The sequence below is a fragment of the Thalassotalea euphylliae genome, from assembly GCF_003390395.1.
Lineage (GTDB): Bacteria > Pseudomonadota > Gammaproteobacteria > Enterobacterales > Alteromonadaceae > Thalassotalea_F > Thalassotalea_F euphylliae_C.
In genome coordinates this window covers 3719318-3737417 of sequence record NZ_QUOV01000001.1, presented here as the reverse complement: position 1 = coordinate 3737417, position 18100 = coordinate 3719318, and the positions used below count along the sequence as shown (strand labels likewise).

12 protein-coding genes and 1 pseudogene are annotated in these 18100 nt (G+C 40.2%); 4 read left to right on the top strand and 9 right to left on the bottom strand.

Annotated features, from left to right (window positions below; translation table 11 throughout):
- Nucleotides 1–51 precede the first annotated feature (51 nt).
- From DXX92_RS16345 to DXX92_RS16305, 8 genes are all read right to left on the bottom strand, one after another.
- The gene (locus DXX92_RS16345; protein WP_116001594.1) at nt 52–429 is read right to left on the bottom strand and encodes a MerR family transcriptional regulator; all 378 of its coding nucleotides are present in this window, start codon (nt 427–429) and stop codon (nt 52–54) included.
- 153 nt (nt 430–582) lie between these two features.
- Entirely contained in the window at nt 583–717 is a 135-nt protein-coding gene (locus DXX92_RS19355; protein ID WP_281269088.1) for a hypothetical protein, read from the bottom strand.
- 496 nt (nt 718–1213) lie between these two features.
- The gene (locus DXX92_RS16330) at nt 1214–2563 is read right to left on the bottom strand and encodes a hypothetical protein (RefSeq protein ID WP_116001589.1); all 1350 of its coding nucleotides are present in this window, start codon (nt 2561–2563) and stop codon (nt 1214–1216) included.
- Nucleotides 2556–4787: an ATP-dependent DNA helicase gene (locus DXX92_RS16325; RefSeq protein ID WP_116001587.1), complete on the bottom strand. Its 2232-nt coding sequence runs from the start codon at nt 4785–4787 to the stop codon at nt 2556–2558. The genes DXX92_RS16330 and DXX92_RS16325 overlap by 8 nt, the downstream gene beginning before the upstream one ends.
- Entirely contained in the window at nt 4787–5230 is a 444-nt protein-coding gene (locus DXX92_RS16320; protein WP_245961506.1) for a hypothetical protein, read from the bottom strand. Before DXX92_RS16320 ends, DXX92_RS16325 begins: the two co-directional genes overlap by 1 nt.
- Before the next feature lie 3 nt (nt 5231–5233).
- Nucleotides 5234–5938, bottom strand: coding sequence for a hypothetical protein (locus tag DXX92_RS16315; protein ID WP_116001584.1), 705 nt, complete (start codon nt 5936–5938; stop codon nt 5234–5236).
- The gene (locus tag DXX92_RS16310) at nt 5931–8300 is read right to left on the bottom strand and encodes a hypothetical protein (RefSeq protein ID WP_116001582.1); all 2370 of its coding nucleotides are present in this window, start codon (nt 8298–8300) and stop codon (nt 5931–5933) included. The genes DXX92_RS16315 and DXX92_RS16310 overlap by 8 nt, the downstream gene beginning before the upstream one ends.
- Nucleotides 8284–11562, bottom strand: coding sequence for a hypothetical protein (locus DXX92_RS16305; RefSeq protein ID WP_116001580.1), 3279 nt, complete (start codon nt 11560–11562; stop codon nt 8284–8286). Before DXX92_RS16305 ends, DXX92_RS16310 begins: the two co-directional genes overlap by 17 nt.
- A gap of 111 nt (nt 11563–11673) precedes the next feature.
- Here DXX92_RS16305 and DXX92_RS16300 point away from each other — a divergent pair.
- Nucleotides 11674–12213 (top strand): annotated as a pseudogene (locus DXX92_RS16300) (PhoH family protein); the annotation flags it as partial.
- Between the two features lie 95 nt (nt 12214–12308).
- Here DXX92_RS16300 and DXX92_RS16295 read toward each other — a convergent pair.
- Nucleotides 12309–13214: a LysR family transcriptional regulator gene (locus DXX92_RS16295; RefSeq protein ID WP_116001578.1), complete on the bottom strand. Its 906-nt coding sequence runs from the start codon at nt 13212–13214 to the stop codon at nt 12309–12311.
- A gap of 207 nt (nt 13215–13421) precedes the next feature.
- Between DXX92_RS16295 and DXX92_RS16290 the strand changes: the two genes are divergently transcribed.
- From DXX92_RS16290 to DXX92_RS16280, 3 genes are read left to right on the top strand one after another with little or no spacing between them, the layout of a single operon-like run.
- Nucleotides 13422–15122 (top strand): L-lactate permease, encoded by a 1701-nt coding sequence (locus tag DXX92_RS16290; protein WP_116001576.1) that lies wholly within the window; start codon nt 13422–13424, stop codon nt 15120–15122.
- A gap of 57 nt (nt 15123–15179) precedes the next feature.
- Nucleotides 15180–16880, top strand: coding sequence for a D-lactate dehydrogenase (dld, locus tag DXX92_RS16285; protein ID WP_116001574.1), 1701 nt, complete (start codon nt 15180–15182; stop codon nt 16878–16880).
- A 17-nt stretch (nt 16881–16897) separates the two neighbouring features.
- A complete protein-coding gene (locus tag DXX92_RS16280; protein WP_245961505.1) occupies nt 16898–18046 on the top strand; it encodes an alpha-hydroxy acid oxidase in 1149 nt (382 codons plus the stop codon).
- Nucleotides 18047–18100: the final 54 nt, after the last annotated feature.

Genomic DNA, 18100 nt, shown 5'->3' with positions numbered 1-18100 from the left:
ACCCAACTTTTGAGGTAGTATAAACTCCGTACATAAGTACGGGGTCAATAGCTATTTAAGTGAATTTATTACCGGGCAGGACTGAGGGTCTTGATTGGCCTTGCAAGAATCAGTCATATCTTGAATTACTTTCTCTAACCGCTGTAAATCAGCAATTTTATTACGAATGAGATTAAGCTTTTGCAACCCCATCGACTCAATATCAGCGCAACTGTCACTTAGTGACATAAGCGATTCAATTTCTTTCAACGTAAACCCTAATGCTTTAGCTTTCAGAATAAATTTGAGTTGATTGACAAGGGCATCGCCATACATTCGGTAACCTGATTCTGGTTTTAAAGGTTGCTTTATCAGACCTTGGCGCTCATAGAAACGGATTGTTTCAACGCTAATGTTAAGGTCTTTAGCAAGTTTACCTATGGTTTTCATATACAGACTCTTCAATTAACAAGTGTCATTATAGCAATATTCAAAATTGACCTTAATGTAGAAGAAATAATTCTCTCAATTATTACTTTATCTATTGGATGTTATCGGTCACGGTTTTGTAATTGCTAACCGTGAAGATTAATATTCAGTATACTAACGCACTTCATCAGTACGATGCGCAGCACGTAATAGGCTTCTTATGTCCTCTGTGTCAATGTTCTCATCTACCAATGCTTGTTGCAGAAGTACACTAACTTCAGGAGATGGAGACAAGTTTTCGAGCTTCATATTTGCTAAAGCTTGCTTGAGCGTGTGTGGATTTTTTATTTTCACTATTTTGGCCTTAAGCTTGCGTATTTAAAAAAACTCCAAAACTAGAATTGAGATCTACTATATGTTTTATTTGCCGCCAAATAATAACCTTTCAACGGTTACTATTTTGTACTCCTTTGAAAAGTAACCACTCATAGGTTACTTTTCAAAAAGTTAATCGTAAGCACTACTTCTTAGCATTTTCTGAACTGGAGAGTCCATGACTCTCATTCTATACTATGACTATTCAGGGCGAACTATAGAGATTTACGATGAATAAGAAACTTGAATTCAAGTACCCAAAACTTAGTGACGTTCTCGACTCATTAGAATCCGATATTACAAACTATGACTTTGCCGTTTCGAAAGATAACGAGTCTGATGATGATAAAATATATACATTTGAGACTCATCCTTTTTATTCGCAGGTTGGTGATCTAGGAGATCTTGAAATCCCCGATTCAGATATTTACTAATTAATATCGCCGTCTTTTAGTTGGCTTTGTAGCTTTTGAATTTCTAATAACAGTGCCTGATTCTCTGCATCTTTTTGCTCTGCATTTTCTATTGCTTTTTGCCTTTCTAGCTCAAGGCGAGTTTTGTCTGATTCTAGTTCGTTAATCTTTAATGACTTTTTAAATGAATCAGTTTCTTGCATCATTCTTTTTCGGCTCGAAATATAGTCTTCTAGAGAGCCAGAGCTGCGGTGGGTCATTTCTCTTTCCATCTGAAGTGCTGTAGCCGTTTCATTGACGTTCAACCCTAACTCTTTTGCAGCGTCCAAATGCTTATCAAGGCTGTCTCCAGCAAATTTATGGCGCAATGAATAAATCGATTTACCTTTAGGCCAGCCAAGTTCTGTAGTGATTTCACTGAAGATCTTACTTATATTTTCCGCCGTTAACGGTTTAAAGCTGCTGGAGTCTATGAACAAATGACCATCGTAGTTGCCAGTATCATTGTTGGTGAGAAACTCTTCCAAATCATTCTCAATGAAATTCCTGACAGCGAGCACTGTTGAGAATCTAAAGCTCACTGGCATAGTATTTCCTTGCTTAGCCAGCTTTGGAACAATTGATAAACTATCTTGCTTGTTGAGGAAGAACTCTCTTTCGATGATTTCTTTAGAAAATTGAAGCCTACGATAGCTACTAACTGAAATCGGGCGGCTACCCGTTTCATTCATGATCTGCGCAATTAGCAATAGTGACGCTCGCTCATAGCCTTGATATTCATTAACTATGTAATTATTTAGCTCTTCTAGTTCATATTCACTTGCATCTTTTCTGTTTCGGCTTCTGGTATCACAATCTCGGAATAATTCTGGATAAAGTGAATTATTATTTGGCTTTTCATTTCTAGATACAGCAATTTCCTTCAAAAGTAATGATGATGTGATCTGATATGAAAACCTATTGGCTGGATCAAAACCAAGAATATTGGGGTGATATGTACCTTGCTTTTGTACCCAATGATAAAAATTATAGATTGGCATCAAAAAATCACTGTTGACTGTTTGCTTGGCAACGTTTTCATTACCTCTGTAGCGTGAATCTGCCGTTGTTTCATTTAAACAGAATGCCCTAAATTCCCTCATCCGTGAGTCGTTCATTTCAAGCCAGCTTAGTTTATGTTTGCCAGAGTTTAAGAATTTAAATAATCGTCTGATAGCCTTTCGATAAGTACGCTTAGTTTTAGGATCTCTATCCAGCTCAATGATAAAATCTGTCGGTGCCCAAAGAACCTCTCCGCTTATATCTTGGTAAACATAATGATCTCGACGATCATAGCGTACCTTTGTTTCAGTAATACCGTTACTCATCTGAAACCTCCAGTTTAAGCGGAACACCACAATGTCTTTTAGCGCTAAACTCTGTGGCATCAACCGTGTTGACTAATTGACTCCTCTTGCCGATAAATAACATCGACTCTTTAGATGCGTTTATACATGTGTAAAGCCATGATTTATCAATCAAATAGAAATTATCCAAAATAACCAAGGAATGATTAAATTGATTACCCTGAACTTTGTGCGCCGTAATTGCATAACAAAGAGCAATGCTTTCAATATCTTCTATAGACAAATCGATACAATCACCGCCAATCTCTATTTTCATCCAACAGTCACGCCCATATGCAACGACAGGCTTTTCGTAAACTTCTACTATGTTTGCCAACGTACCAACCGACACATCAACAAATTTATTAGGCTTAGCAAAAATAATTGGTTCACCTGCGTAGAAAACAGATTCACCTGTTTCTAGCTTTGCTACTTTTTTCCGATCAAAACGAACCCGCTGAATTTGAGAGTTTATGTCATCGCACAATTGTGGACTAGAGCAAATGATCTTAGGTACATCACTTAACATTGAAGTCAATTCGAACCAAATATTGATTGTAATGGTACTAAGTATCTCGTGAGATTTATCTTCAGTATGGTAAATACTTAGGCTTTGTTCTTCTGACACGTCAAATGCAGGAATAGCATCAAATACTGACGATGCAGTGCTGCCAATTAAAGAGCTATACAGCCGTTGGATATCAGGTTGGGACTCGGCATTATTGACTTCAACTAACTCTGTTATGGCTTCACTTTTTAAGTCAACAGCCTGTTTGAAAAACGATCCCGGACCTATAGGCGGTAATGTAAATTTGTCACCAATGAAACAAATGTGAGCATTAAGAGGAATAACCTTTAATAGTTTATACAGCGTTAACATATCAACTGAATTTGAATTTTCTATCAGGATAAGTGCCCCAGACAATGCGCCTTTTAGGTTTCGCTTTTTTGCCTGTGAAATGAAGCGATTAATAGACTCTCCCTTTAAATTAGGCAGTATATTGTCTTCATTACAAACAACTGAATTAACTCTCCAAACGTTGATACAATTATTAAGGCTTACATCAATGATGATCTGGGATAGCAAAGACTTTCCTGTTCCAGCTTCCCCGACAATAAAAGAAACAGGCTGATTAAAGACATTACCTAATGCCTGTAACTGGAGAGGGTTTAGCTCAATATTATTGTTTTCTAGTACTGATAACGTTTCGCCAAACGCCAATGAACTCCTATCAAATAGCTGCTTTATCTTAGATAAACGCCTGTGAAATAATGCATTTATTGCCTTCTCAATCGCCTGATGACCTAAAATTTGTATAGTGTTATTTTGTTTGTTGAAACAAAGCGTCTGAAAAGCACAGTCTTCAACTTCATCAAGTTCTAGCTCAATTCCCGCTTCAATCAGCTCAGCTTTCACTTCATCAGCAGGTAATGCCATATCACCGTTATTACTGAATGACGAATACAGTATTGATTCAATAAACGAAATAGCTCTGCGCTTATCGTTTAATTTGATATCAAAATTAGCTCTTAATTTTTTGTCTAGTGATTTCCATGTCCGCTTTGCAGCATTTACAGAGGCTATAGGATAGAGCAGATATGGATTCTTTTTTATCAGGCTGCTTGCGTCATGTCCTAATAGCTGACGAGTCGTTTCAACATACTCAACTGGTAATTTGTGCCGTCCAAAAAATAGATTTAATTCACTTTCACCAACAGCCTTAGCCCAACCATCACAAAGATTTTGAGCCATAACTGGTGAGATTTTTAGCTTTTTACAGTTAGATAACTTTTTAGCTGAGTAACTTTGTAAAACTGCAAATAAACCTTCACCAAAAGCGACCTTAAGTTTCTTGGTCCAATAGCTATTTATACCGACAAAATGAGCGTTGTAGATAAGAAAATCACAAAGAACATCTGTTGAAATTTCTGCGTTGGGGTGCAGCTTTAAAGCCTCATCAACAATGAACTGTGAGCCATATTCTTTATCAAAGAAATAGTCACCAGTAGCTTTCCAGATTTCTCCCGTTTGTGGGATTGAGGTGATCGCGCCGAATTCAGCCTTAACGACTATTTTCTCACGGGCAACCTTTAATAAAAATATGGAAGAAATACCACGTTTATCTTGTGTGTGATGCCGGACTAAAGTTACTACGCCTGTTAATTGCTTAACATCTTCGTGAAACGATATATTGCTTATTTGCATCACACGTCACCATCATCCAAGTAAAGCTTTGGAATATACCGACCTGTTGCCAACAAAAACTCTTCTGAAGCTAGATCTAATTGAATAGAGTTAAGCTGTGTCTCTAATGCCTTAACTTTCAATTCAAGCTCACTATTGGAAACTGTGTTTTTTAAATCTTCTTTTGCTGAACTTTCTTCTTCAACATCTTCAGGCAACTCAATCTCAAGTCCTTTTTGTTTTCGAACAAGCTTCTCTATTGGACCATCAGGAGCAAATAACTTTTGTAGATCTTCATTCGTATCAAGCGTTGATTTAGGCACATTATGCATTTTGAAAATTTGAGTCTTGTTAATCCGACCTTGATACAAAGGGATAATAGGCGAAGTATTTACCCAATCTGCTATCTTTTTAGCATTCTGTTTACCGATATCCTGAGAAGATTTTCTGCGCTTATTCACCATGATTTACTTCCCCGGAAAATCTATAATAGAGGTGCTCTCGTCAGCATTTTCGTAGTCGATACCATGTTCGTCTAAAAGCTTTTTCAGCTTTGCATTTTCGATGCTGAGCTGCTTGTTCTTTAGATCAGACTGCTTAAGTTGTTTTTTCTTGAGATCAAGCTGTGATTTGATAGACAAGCGGACACTTTCAATCTGGTTTTCTAACGTGCTGTTTTCTTCCTCTAAGTGTTTGTTAGTCACTCGAAGTTCAATTAATTCATACGCTAATCCCTGATGATTGGCTTCAGATATTTTTAGCTCTTCCTCTAGTTCTTGCAGAGCATTTTTTTCTTTAGCGCTGCTTTGCAGCTTGGCCTTAAATTTCAGCCTTTCCCAAATGTTAAGTTTATTATCGTCGCCATAAATTCTGAGTTTTAAGCCCGTTGGTATTGCATCCAGAGACTTTGCTGATGTTGTATATGGCGGAATATCATATTGCTTAACAACATCCTTACTATTTTGTTTACCGTTCCACTTTCTAAGTCCTGTAGGGCTGCTAGGGAAGAATTCAAGGACATATTTTCCTTTGTCATCAACCTGTTTGTTACCATTAACTAATACAAAGGGGATTCCCTCGCTTGCCCACTTTTCAAGTATTTCCACTTTTCTTTCAATGCGCTCAAAAGCTTCTTTTTGTTGGGGATCTTGGGTTTGATTTGTCTTAGCCATTAGGTTGACCCCCTTTGAAAATACTCTTACTTCTTTCCATTGTGCGTTCATGGCTTTCAATTAAAATCGCTAAATTGACGCTTTGTTCCTTAGCTCGCATACGTTCAACGGGGAGCGTCAAATAATCAGCTTGGACTGCCTTTAGTGCGATTAAGTCTTCTTTCATAATGTTGAGCTGAGTTCGCTTTACTTCTTGGTATGCACAACCTTTACATACAGATGGTTCACATGGTGCTTTATGCTTTTTAGCTTCTCCCTCTTTTTTATGGCAAGTAGCATGTGGTTTAGGTTTGTGTTTGTGCCCCCTAGCATCCAGCACTTGAGCCATTTCATTACTTTTTTCTTCGTCATGTAATTCACTAAAGTCTTTACCATACTTGTCTTTGGTATAGTTGTTAAACCTGACACTCTTTTGTAAAACGCGGTAAACCTTTTTCAAATAAGACGTATATTTACCTGCCATTTCTTCGGTGCCCATAAGTAAAGCCAGAATGTCTTTTGCCGTTGTTTCAACACCTACTTCAGCGATGATTTTATCTAGAGCTTTATTTTCTTCTTTTATTGCAATGGTTGATTCAGCTTTCTCATTTCGAGTCAGCTTGGTTTTATGATGAAGTTGCTCATGGGCTTCTCTAGCGGCAGGCTCTGTCACATATACTGTTGTTTCTTCAGGATCAACATGCCCTAGCTGATGACATAACGCTAGTAGGTCTGCGTTTTTATACTGATAATGATAAATTACTGCGTAGATACGTCTGAATGGGTGACTCTTCATATCCACTTCGGCATCACCTAGCATCATTTTTAAGAAGGCGTTGCCAGTGATCTTTGAATCTTTACCCTTATTAAAATGATATTTATAGTGTTTGAAGTTACCTTGTTCATCAATTCGAAAAGTTGGCACATTAAACAAACCGTCAACATCAACAGCGCCCCATGCTTTTTTCAATTTGATTAAACATTGGATCGCTTTAGTGCTACCGTTGTTGGTTGTATACCAACGTCGCTCACCATTTTTTTCGTTATAGAAGCATGCTTGATACCAATTGAATTTTTTATCTTTGCAGCGGAAGAACTCTTCCGTAATACCAATAAGAGGGTGCTGGATTTCTGCTTGCCTTCTTGCGTTATAAGTTTGCAATATGACATAACAAGCGGTCATCAATAATGTTATTACTTCAGTTACAGAGAATGCCTCAGAATCTTTATCTGAAGCGGTTAAACTCGATTTATGGATTTCAATGCCTAACAGCTTTTCAAGCTCTTTAACTTTTTTCGAACTAACTAAAAATTCTGGAAATCTACCTTCAGTAAGTGTGCGATGGCGAAGCCCTTCATCAAGATATTGATTTTTTAAGCTGGTAATCTCATTTACCAAAGAGATTATTTTTGATGAGTATTCATATACCCAAAGGTGTGAACCGCCCAATAGATCAACAACATGCTCTAAATCCAAGTTTTTTGTGCGACCAGCTACTTTACCTAGTTTTTTAGAAAGCTGGTTGGGGTTAGGAAAAGGAATAAACTGCATCCGATCTTCATTATCTAGTTTTGCAAACCTATTCCAAGTACCAAACCAGTTATTTAAAGATTTAACGGCTGGTTGGGAAGGTGCGGGTGCTCCTTTGGATGCTAAACGAGCACTGAATTTAACTCCCTTTGATTTTAGGTGTTCAGTTACCTTTTGGTAAACACTAGTTGGAACTTGATTTTCAAGACTGACTGCCCCGATACATTGGGCAATCTTAGGTACTCTTATACTAGTTACTTTAGAGTTTTCGGTATTACCGTCTTTGATTAAAAATGGCTCTAATTCGTCATTCTCGATTAACAAATCGACAAATGAATTAACTCGTTCATGCAAGGCCAGTGTTGCTGGGATACCGCCTTCTTTGAGCGTTACTTTCATCTTATCGATTTGCTTTTGATTTACTCCATTTAGTACGAGATGACCATGTAAGCACATATATTCAATGAATTGCGCTGCAACGTTAACTTGCGACATTACCCCTGTTTTTACAAATGTCGGCGTATGTTTAGCTCTGTTTGCATAGATATCGATGATTTCAACAAGTGCCTTGGCATAGTCAGGGTAAACCAAAATAGGCACTGGGTGCTGCCACCCCGCAGCACCGGGAACCCATATATCACGTAGATCTATAGAGCCTTTTTGCAATACCGTTTCATTGGCTTTCGCGCCAGTGATCTTTGCATGATAATGTAAAACAGTACCTACAATAGCGAGCTTTTCATCTGTAACTTGCAACAGTTTTGCATTTTCTAAAAGCAGGTCGTCATGCTCTTCCAATATATCTTCCGGCTTTATGTCTTCTAAGAACTGGTACTTAAGATTGCTGTTCATTTTCTAATCTCCCTTTAGCTTCTTTGAACATTAGAGGATTGGATAACTCTACATACTTCACTAAACCAAATGTAAATCGCATATCAGGTGCAATATATTCATCAAAATATTCTCTACCATGCTTTGCCAACAGCACCTCACCGCGTGCTATGTAATAAGCCTGATGTCGCAAGGTTCGTACAAATTCATCAACACCCAGTTCAACGCGATTAAACTCGCAGCCTTCCCCTGAATGGCACTTTCGACCTTTACAAATGCTATCTTGCTTAGATTTATCAACAGCAGCGAAGATATCTGTGCAAGATGAACCGTCTGCTAAAATGAACCAATCTGGCAATTCTTCTTTATGATCCGCTGGTGCTACGATCAAATCCTCGTCAATGTTGCTACGATCTAAGCCGTATTTCTCTATAGATGCTTCTTTATGTCTAAACTGAACGGTTGTCTCAAATTTTCGCTGAAAGTCAGCATTGTTGGCTTCATATTCAATCACGGCGATAGGGTGCGTTAGATAAGCAGAAGTGACTCTACTGCTTGCATGATTCCGTTCTCGTTGTGAATTAACCAAGCTACCGTCGATACCTTTTCTAAGGTTCATTTGATGTTTGGCTAATAACTCCATCCGAAAATATGGAAGGGTGTAGTGATCACGTAGCCTGTCTATAATAGCTGCCGATAGGAAATTTAGTTTTGTCGAACCCGGAGTATCCCAAATACTATCTGGTTGAAAGTCCATTCGTATCATGTTGTCATGGTGTTGAATAAGAAAGCTGATCACCTCACGAATTTCTTTTTCATGTGGCTCAATCGTAACGGGCGTAGTCTCTTTACCTACTTTTTCTTTGAAGCCAGCAAGTACAAAAGGTCCTTCTGGCATTTGCTCTGGCAAATTTGCACGAGTCAATGTAGCTATTACATCTTTATTCCAAGTGGTTCTAGTAACTAATCTGATAAAGCACACAAGAAGAATGTTTTTTGGTAAAAATATGCCTGACCAAAAAAAATCTCTCATACCTGTACTTGAGTTAGGAAACCAGTGTTTCACATGAGTTGGGATTAATTCAGATTTTTGAGAGCAGTAAGTTGAGCCTGATATGCCAATGGATAGTTGATGTCGAAGGTAAGCCCCCATCACAACTTCATTTGTAAATTCTTTTCGGATGGAACTCGCTTGTGACTTTAGAATTCCTCTACCTTCGTCAACTTGATTGTTTTTAACTAAAGCAAGAACTTCTTCTGGGATATCTTTGATGTAAACCCCATTTTCGTCTTTTTTCGTGTAATCGTTAAAAGTAGATACAAGCTGTTTATAGCATTCAACTTCTTTCTTACACGCATTTAGTATCTGGTTAATTGGCTTTTCAAAGTACTCTTGTACACTTTTTCTTAGCTCTGACAGCGATTGTTGTTGGTTTAAAATAGGGCTGGGTAAGACATCGCCATTCTCATCTACAGGCTCAATTAGTTTTTGAGCATTCATTTCATCAGAAGCGCTAAACCGAGATTTGAAACCACAGTTTTTTATATCAATCAGGCCGTTGATTTTACCCGCATGATTACTTAAGAATGTACGTAAACCTTGGCTTCTAGGAGCTTTTAATTGTATATCTTGCTCATCGATGATGTCTTCAAGCTGAGCAAAACCCAACCTGAAATCTCGCTGCTCTAATTCAGACAATGGGCTGCTAAGGATATGCTTTATTTGTGCCGACTCTAATGATGTATCTACGACATAGCCCAAAGTTCGCTCTATATCAGATAACGATGGGGCAGGCATTGGCGTGGTCGCTGTGTGAGTTTGTAGGTTGTTCAATGCTGTAACCAGAACGCTATTTGGCTTTAACAATGGCGCTAATTTAGTAAGGTTAAACTTTACGGTGACATCATACTTTTTACCGTTAGCTTTGGAATAACCTTGAAAAGCCATAGTGTTAATTTTTTCTTTTGGATTAATGGTTGAATCAATCTCAAAATCTTTTAGTAACCTCCCGTTTTGAGTTGGACTATCGCATAGGTTCAGAAAGTCACGAATGAGTTGCAGCTTTTCTTGCTTCTTATTTGGGAAATGTTCGGTGATTAATAACTCTAGATCTATTAAGCCCTTGGAAACATTATAAGTAATCAAGTCTTCGGACTTTTTAGCAAATAGTAATCTCGCATCACTATATCCTCCTTGCTGAAGCAGCATCAAGATTTCTATTAGGTCAGTTACGCTGTCCGTATCGGCAGCGCTGGCTTCTGATATTTTTTCTAACTGATTAAAACAATTCTCTCCCACACTCTCCAACGGCAGAACCAATGGTAGTTGGAATGAATCTACAATATGCTCATTGTTTTCACATTGTATTATGAAGCGTGGCTTAAATTTTAACTGACCTGAGCTGTTGAAATTGGTTTTGAAAAGGTCTTTCGCTTTATTTAGCACAGGAGCAGTTAGCCCATGATCAAAGAGCTTCTGTCTAAATAGTGTACTTAGCTGATTTAACTTTCTATTTGGCAACGCTTTATGTAAGTTTTTCTCAAAATCGATTAGCGCATCGATAATTGTATTTAGCGTTAATTGGTTTAATGGGCTGTTGAGTAGTATTTTTATTTGAGAATTTTCAGGCCAATGCTCAATTTCGCGTAACACTTTTTTAAAGCCAGCAATGACGGAGTATTCAAAGGGCTGTTCTTTTGAAGCGTTTTCTAAATTGATTAAAAGATTGTGTAAAACCGAGTTCTTAACAAATAGATTTGGAAAAGTATCGGGATCAATAACGGTAAACTTAATTTTATTTTTTACATCAATTGTAAAAAGGTCGATGTTAGGGTTTTTCTTAAAGTCTACATTTGTTGATAATAGTGTTTCATAAGCTAGTTCTGATGCATTAAATCCATTTTCTATGGAGGCACTGAATGAATTGAAAAAGTTTCTGACTGCGGTGCTGTAGCTTTTGGCTCTGCTCAACGGAAAGCTGTTTACTAATGCTAGCTCAACTGACTTGTAACCTTGGATAAGATCTGTGATGGTTATAGTCTCTGGTTTACTCACTAATAAATGGATTAATGCTCGGTGATCTTCTTCGTTAGCATTTATCAGTTGCAGTAACTTTGATATTGCTAATCGTAAATTGTAATGCGCAAGAGATGAGGTTTTTTCGTTTTCATCATCCCATTTAGAATTGATTAAACAATGTTGTAAAAAGCTGCCTTTTGGGGCTAAGGTTTGGAAAATTGTATTGTCGATGCTGAGGATGCTTTTATTTTTATAGTTTTTCATAGGGCTAACTTGGGTATACTTTAAAATTTTTATCGACTTTCAGATAAATAAATATAAATCATAGCATTTAATCGGTCGGTCGGTGTGTCTATTTTTAATTTATAATACCTCAAAACACTATTGGCCTTGGCCGCCGCGTTAGAGCAAGTGATTGAACGTGGCCTCTACGATAAAGTCATTGTGACTCGCAGCACACCAGAAATTGCCGAATCAATTGGTTTCTTGCCGGGCACAGAAGAAGAGAAAATGGCTCCTTGGCTGGCGGCCATTACCGACTCGTTGGAAGTTTTGCACAAGCAAGATGAAAGCATGAGTGGCAGCATGAATTACATTATGGAAAAAGCCAATATTCAGTTTAAGTCAGTCAACTTTATGCGCGGTCGTAGTATTCAAAATGCCATTGTGTTGCTGGATGAATGTCAAAATCTCACGGCCTCTCAGCTAAAAACCATCATTACTCGTTGTGGTGAAGGGACTAAGCTAGTGTGCTCGGGTAACTTGGCACAAATTGACAGCAACTACTTAACCGCCGTGACCTCTGGTTTAACCTATATTGTCGAGCGATTTAAAGACTTCCCAGGAAGTGCCACCATTAATCTTAACGGTGTAGTAAGAAGTCGTTTAGCATCATTTGCGGAAGAAAATTTGTAGTTTTCATTGCAGAGTATGGCGCTTTCGGTGCAGCTAGCACCGAAAGTGCATCGTGGAATCTATTGGTGTCACTTCATGCGACAACTGGCGGCTTCTTAATAAAAATACTCTTTCTTATGTTGAAAAGCGTCGCGAAAATGCTCCACTAATAAGTTAAGCTTTTTATCTGGTTGTCGTGAACGTGGGTAGACAGCATACACCCCTAAATTTTTTGCCGCGTAGTCATCTAATAACGGCACAAGGCGGCCACTTTTTAAATCTTCGTGTATTAACACTTGTGGTAGATAGGCGATGCCAAAATCATTCAACAGTGCCTGCCTAATCGATTCCAAGCTATTGGCGTGAAAGCGACCAACCACTTGCACATAAAAGTCTTGTTCATGATCGCTAAATTGCCAGTTATCTGGCCCCACTCCTTCATACTTGTAGATCAAACATTGATGATCTTTTAACTGTGCTGGGTGCGGCGGTTTGCCGTGCTGAGCAACATAGCCGGGACTTGCACAAACGACCCAGCGCGAGTCGATCAAGCGCCTAGCAATGAGTGAAGAATCCTCCAAATCTGCAGTACGTATGGCTAAGTCAAAGCCGTCATTAATAATATCAACCATGCGATTGGTGACTATTAGCTCTATTTCAACATCGGGGTATAGCTTGCAGAATTCAGCGATAGATCTACTTAAAATAACATGAGCCGAGACAACGGGAACTGTCACCTTTATTTTACCGCGCACGGCATCGCCGTAGCCCGTTACTGTGTCTTGTGCGTCTTGTAGGGCTTGTTTTGCTAACCGCGCTTTGCCATAAAGCGCATGGCCTGCCTCCGTAAGATTGAGCTTGCGCGTGGTGCGATAGAAAAGTTGTACGTTTAATTCTTGCTCTAAGCGCGAAATACGCTTGCTCACCACTGAATTTGTCATTGCTAGTTTTTCTGCCACTCTTGAGAAAGAGCCTTCATCAACTACTTGTACAAAAAGAAAAATGTCGTCTGCTTTAACCATGCGTTAACCAAATAAAGGAGTGATTATGTCAAAAAAGGAAAAAATGATTCTCTTTTATTAATATATATTAATAGTTCTGATAATTGTACATTCCCGCTAATTTTGTTTACCAAAATGACTACAACAGCAAGCACTAGAAAAACAATCACTAGAACGCAAGGACTGGTAAACAAACATCTAAGAATATAACGATTAGGAGACTTGAGAGTGAGTGAACTTACTCTGGGCTTTTTGGCGTTGATGCCAATTGCTCTTTCAGCATTATTATTGGTCGGTTTGCACTGGCCAGCGAAAAAAGCGATGCCAGTAGTACTATTGGTGACCGCTTTATTAGGGTTATTAGTTTGGGACATGAGCGCCAATAGAGTTATTGCCTCTATTTTACAGGGTATGGGGATTACCGTGTCTGTTCTATGGATTGTCTTTGGCGCTATTTTCCTGCTTAACACGTTAAAACACACCGGTGCTATTGCCGTTATTCGCCAAGGTTTTACCCAAGTATCCCCTGATAGACGTATCCAAGCGATTGTTATTGCTTGGTGTTTTGGTACTTTTATTGAAGGTGCTTCAGGTTTTGGTACACCTGCTGCGATTGCCGCGCCATTATTGGTGGCTATTGGTTTCCCAGCAGTAGCTGCGGTACTGATGGGAATGATGATCCAAAGTACGCCAGTGTCATTTGGTGCTGTTGGTACGCCAATTGTTATTGGTGTTAACAAAGGTTTAGACACAGTTGCTATTGAAGCGCAATTAGCCAGCCAAGGTTGGACATGGGATCAGTACCTACAGCTTATCACGGCTGACGTTGCCATTATTCACGCTATTATTGGTACTTTAATGCCATTGTTTATGGTGATGATGCTAACCCGCTTTTTCGGCAAAAATAAAAGCTGGAAAGAAGGCTTAGAAATTTTACCTTTCGCATTATTCGCCGGTATCGCCTTCACCATTCCTTATGCGTTAACAGGTATTTTCCTAGGGCCAGAATTCCCATCATTAATTGGTGGTTTAGTGAGCATGGCTATTGTCGTCAGTGCTGCGAAAAAGGGTTTCTTAACCCCTAAAAAACATTGGCAATTCCCTGAAAAGTCACAATGGCCAGAAAACTGGTTAGGTAAACTGGAAATTGCTGATAACGATCTGAAAGTGACCAAGCCAATGTCACAAGTCGTTGCTTGGACGCCTTATCTACTAGTGGCTGCTCTTTTAGTTTGCTCACGTGTGTTTGGTGATTTCAAAGCACTACTCAACAGCGTCAGTATTGGTTTTACCGACATTCTTGGTGAAGCCGGTGTGAGTACAGCATTTAGCCCGCTTTACTTGCCGGGTGGTTTATTACTCATTGGCGCGCTAGCAGCGGTAATGTTGCAAGGTAGCACAACTACGCGTGGCGATGCGCTAAGCAAAGCGTTTAAAGAGTCGAGCAAAACTATTTTCAGTGCTGGCTTCGTGCTGATTTTCACTATCCCGATGGTGCGCTTGTTTATTAACTCGGGTGTGAACATGGCTGATTTACCAAGCATGCCAATGAGCAGCGCGCAAATGTTTGCCACTTGGTTTGGTGATGCCTTCCCACTGATCAGCCCAACCATTGGTGCACTAGGTGCCTTTATCGCAGGATCAAATACTGTTTCGAACATGATGTTCAGCCAATTCCAATATGAAGCAGCAGTCAGCTTACACCTATCGCCTGCGATTATTATTGCAGCCCAAGCGGTTGGCGCTGCTGCCGGTAATATGATTGCCATTCACAACGTTGTTGCGGCCAGTGCTACTGTCGGCCTGCTTGGCCAAGAAGGGGCAACCTTAAGAAAAACAGTATTGCCAACGATTTACTATGTGTTATTTGCTGGCGCGTTAGTCATGTTTGCCTTATACGGCTTGCAACTGACTGGTCCACTTGGCTAAACGTTAGAAAAGTTAATCCGTTACACACGTGTTAACGATTACTGATTCGAGATTAATATGGATAAGAAACGACTTATTTCAGATTTAACCGATGCGTTAGGTGAAAACAAAATTCGCGTTGGCCAGAAAAGCACCGAGCATTTTCGCACCGGTTGGCGCTCAGGTGGTGGTAGCGCGCTAGCTGTTGTTTTCCCTGAAACACTGGTTGAATTTTGGCAAGTATTAAAACTTTGTGTTGCTGCTGACTGCATTATGATTATGCAAGCGGCGAACACTGGCCTGACGGAAGGTTCAACCCCAAGTGGTGATGACTACGACAGAGAAATTGTCATCATCAATACCTTGGCGATGAATAAGCTCTTGGTATTGGGTGAAGGTGAGCAAGTGATCAGCTTCCCGGGTACAACCTTACATACCTTGGAAAAAACACTTAAGCCGCTTAACCGAGCGCCGCATTCGGTAATTGGCTCGTCTTGTTTAGGAGCATCCATTGTTGGTGGCATTGCCAATAATTCTGGTGGCGCACTGGTGAAACGTGGCCCTGCCTATACCGAATTATCACTTTATGCTTGGGTGAACGAGCAAGGCCAACTGGAACTCGTCAATCACTTAGGTATCGACTTGGGTGATACGCCTGAGCAAATCTTAGCGAACTTAGAAGCAGAAAAATTCTCGCTGGCAAGTTTAGCGACCAAAGAAAAAGCCAGTGCCAGCGACTACCTTGAGCGTTTACGCGATGTCGATGCCGACACGCCAAGTCGTTTTAATGCCGATACGACTCGTCTTTATGAAGCCAGTGGCTGTGCCGGTAAAGTGGCTGTTTTTGCGGTGCGTTTAGACACCTTTGAAGTGGCTAAACAAGAGCAAACTTATTATATCGGTACCAATAATCCCGATACCTTAACCCACTTGCGTCGACATATTCTTAGCACCTTCAAGCATCTGCCAGAAGTGGGTGAGTATATGCACCGTGATATTTTCGATATCGCGGCGAAATACGGTAAAGACACTTTCTTAAGTATTGAGCATTTAGGTACCGACAGGTTACCTAAGCTGTTTGCCTTAAAAGGTCGTGTGGATGCCACCTTAAACAAGGTGCCATTATTGCCTAAGTATATGAGCGATCGCGTATTGCAAGTGGCAAGTAAGTGTTTTCCACAGCATTTACCTGAGCGAATGTTGGCTTATCGTGACAAGTACGAACATCACTTAATTTTGAAGATGAGTGATGAAGGCATTGCCGAAGCGTCTAGCTTTTTGGCGAGCTATTTCAAAGAAAACCCTGACGCAGGAGATTACTTTGAATGCCTGCCAGACGAAGCGGCGAAAGCTTATTTGCAGCGTTTTGCTGCGGCGGGTGCTGCCATTCGCTATCAAACGCTTCACGATAAAACAGTTGGCGATATCTTAGCGTTAGATATTGCGCTTAAGCGCAACGATCCACTGTGGCAAGAAGAATTGCCAGAGTCGATCGCCAGCCAAATCGATAAGTCATTATATTATGGACACTTCTTCTGCTATGTCTTCCATCAAGACTATGTCCTGAAAAAAGGTGCCGATGCAAAAAAAGTGAAAAAAGAAATGCTCGCGCTACTCGACTCTCGCGGGGCTAAATACCCTGCTGAGCACAACGTCGGTCACCTTTATGAAGCAGAACCGGGTGTAAAAGCCTTTTATCAACAGCTTGATCCAACCAATAGCTTTAATCCAGGCGTTGGTCAAATGGACAAGCACAAACGCAACTGTGCTTGTTGCTAGTCAATGAGGAATTGCTAATGATGCGATTAAAACAATGTCATAACTTTCATGATTTTAGAAAACTAGCAAAACAGCGCCTACCAGGCCCTATCTTTAACTACATTGATGGTGGTGCCGACGACGAAACCACGTATCGTCGCAACACTGATGCGTTTGAAAGCTGTGATTTATTGCCAAGCGTACTAACTGGCGTTGAAGATGTTGATTTATCAACTACCGTCATGGGGCAAAAGCTGGATATGCCAGTGTACTGCTCACCAACAGCACTGCAACGCTTATTCCACCACAAAGGTGAGCGCGCGGTAGCGCTAGCGGCAGAAAAATACGGTACTATGTTTGGTGTTTCTTCACTAGGTACGGTTAGTCTAGAAGAAATTGCCGAGCTAGTAGATACTCCGCAAGTTTACCAGTTCTACTTCCACAAAGATCGCGGCTTGAACAAAGCCATGATGGAGCGTGCCAAAGCGGCCGGCGTTAAAGTGATGATGCTAACCGTTGACTCAATCACTGGTGGTAACCGTGAACGTGACTTGCGCACAGGTTTTTCAATTCCGTTCCGCTTAACCCTTGCAGGCATGATCCAATTTGCCATTAAGCCAATGTGGGGCATTAACTATGTTACCCATGAGAGTTTCAGCCTACCTCAGCTCGATGCGCATATTGATATGGGCAATAGCAGTAGCTCAATTGGTGATTACTTCACTAAAATGCTTGATCCATCAATGAATTGGCAAGACGTTGAAGAGATGGTGAAATTCTGGGATGGCGAGTTCTGCTTAAAAGGCATTATGACGGTTGAAGACGCGAAACGCGCTGCTGATATCGGCTGTACCGGTATCGTGATCTCTAACCATGGTGGCCGTCAGCTTGATGGCTCTCGCAGCTCATTTGACCAACTGGCAGAAATTGTTGATGCCGTTGGTGATCGTATTGATGTGTTGTTCGACAGCGGTGTGCAGCGCGGTACCCATGTGCTTAAAGCCTTATCACTTGGTGCAAAAGCGGTCGGTATTGGTCGCGGTTACTTGTACCCATTAGCCGCAGCCGGTCAACCGGGTGTTGAGCGTATGCTTGGCTTAATGAAAGAAGAATTGTTACGTGATATGCGCTTAATGGGCTGCAACTCACTAGATCAACTATCGCGAGGTAATCTACGTTTTAGATAATCCTTGGTGATGAGCTTAGGCAGTGTATGCTGCCTTTGCTGATTTGTTCAGTTA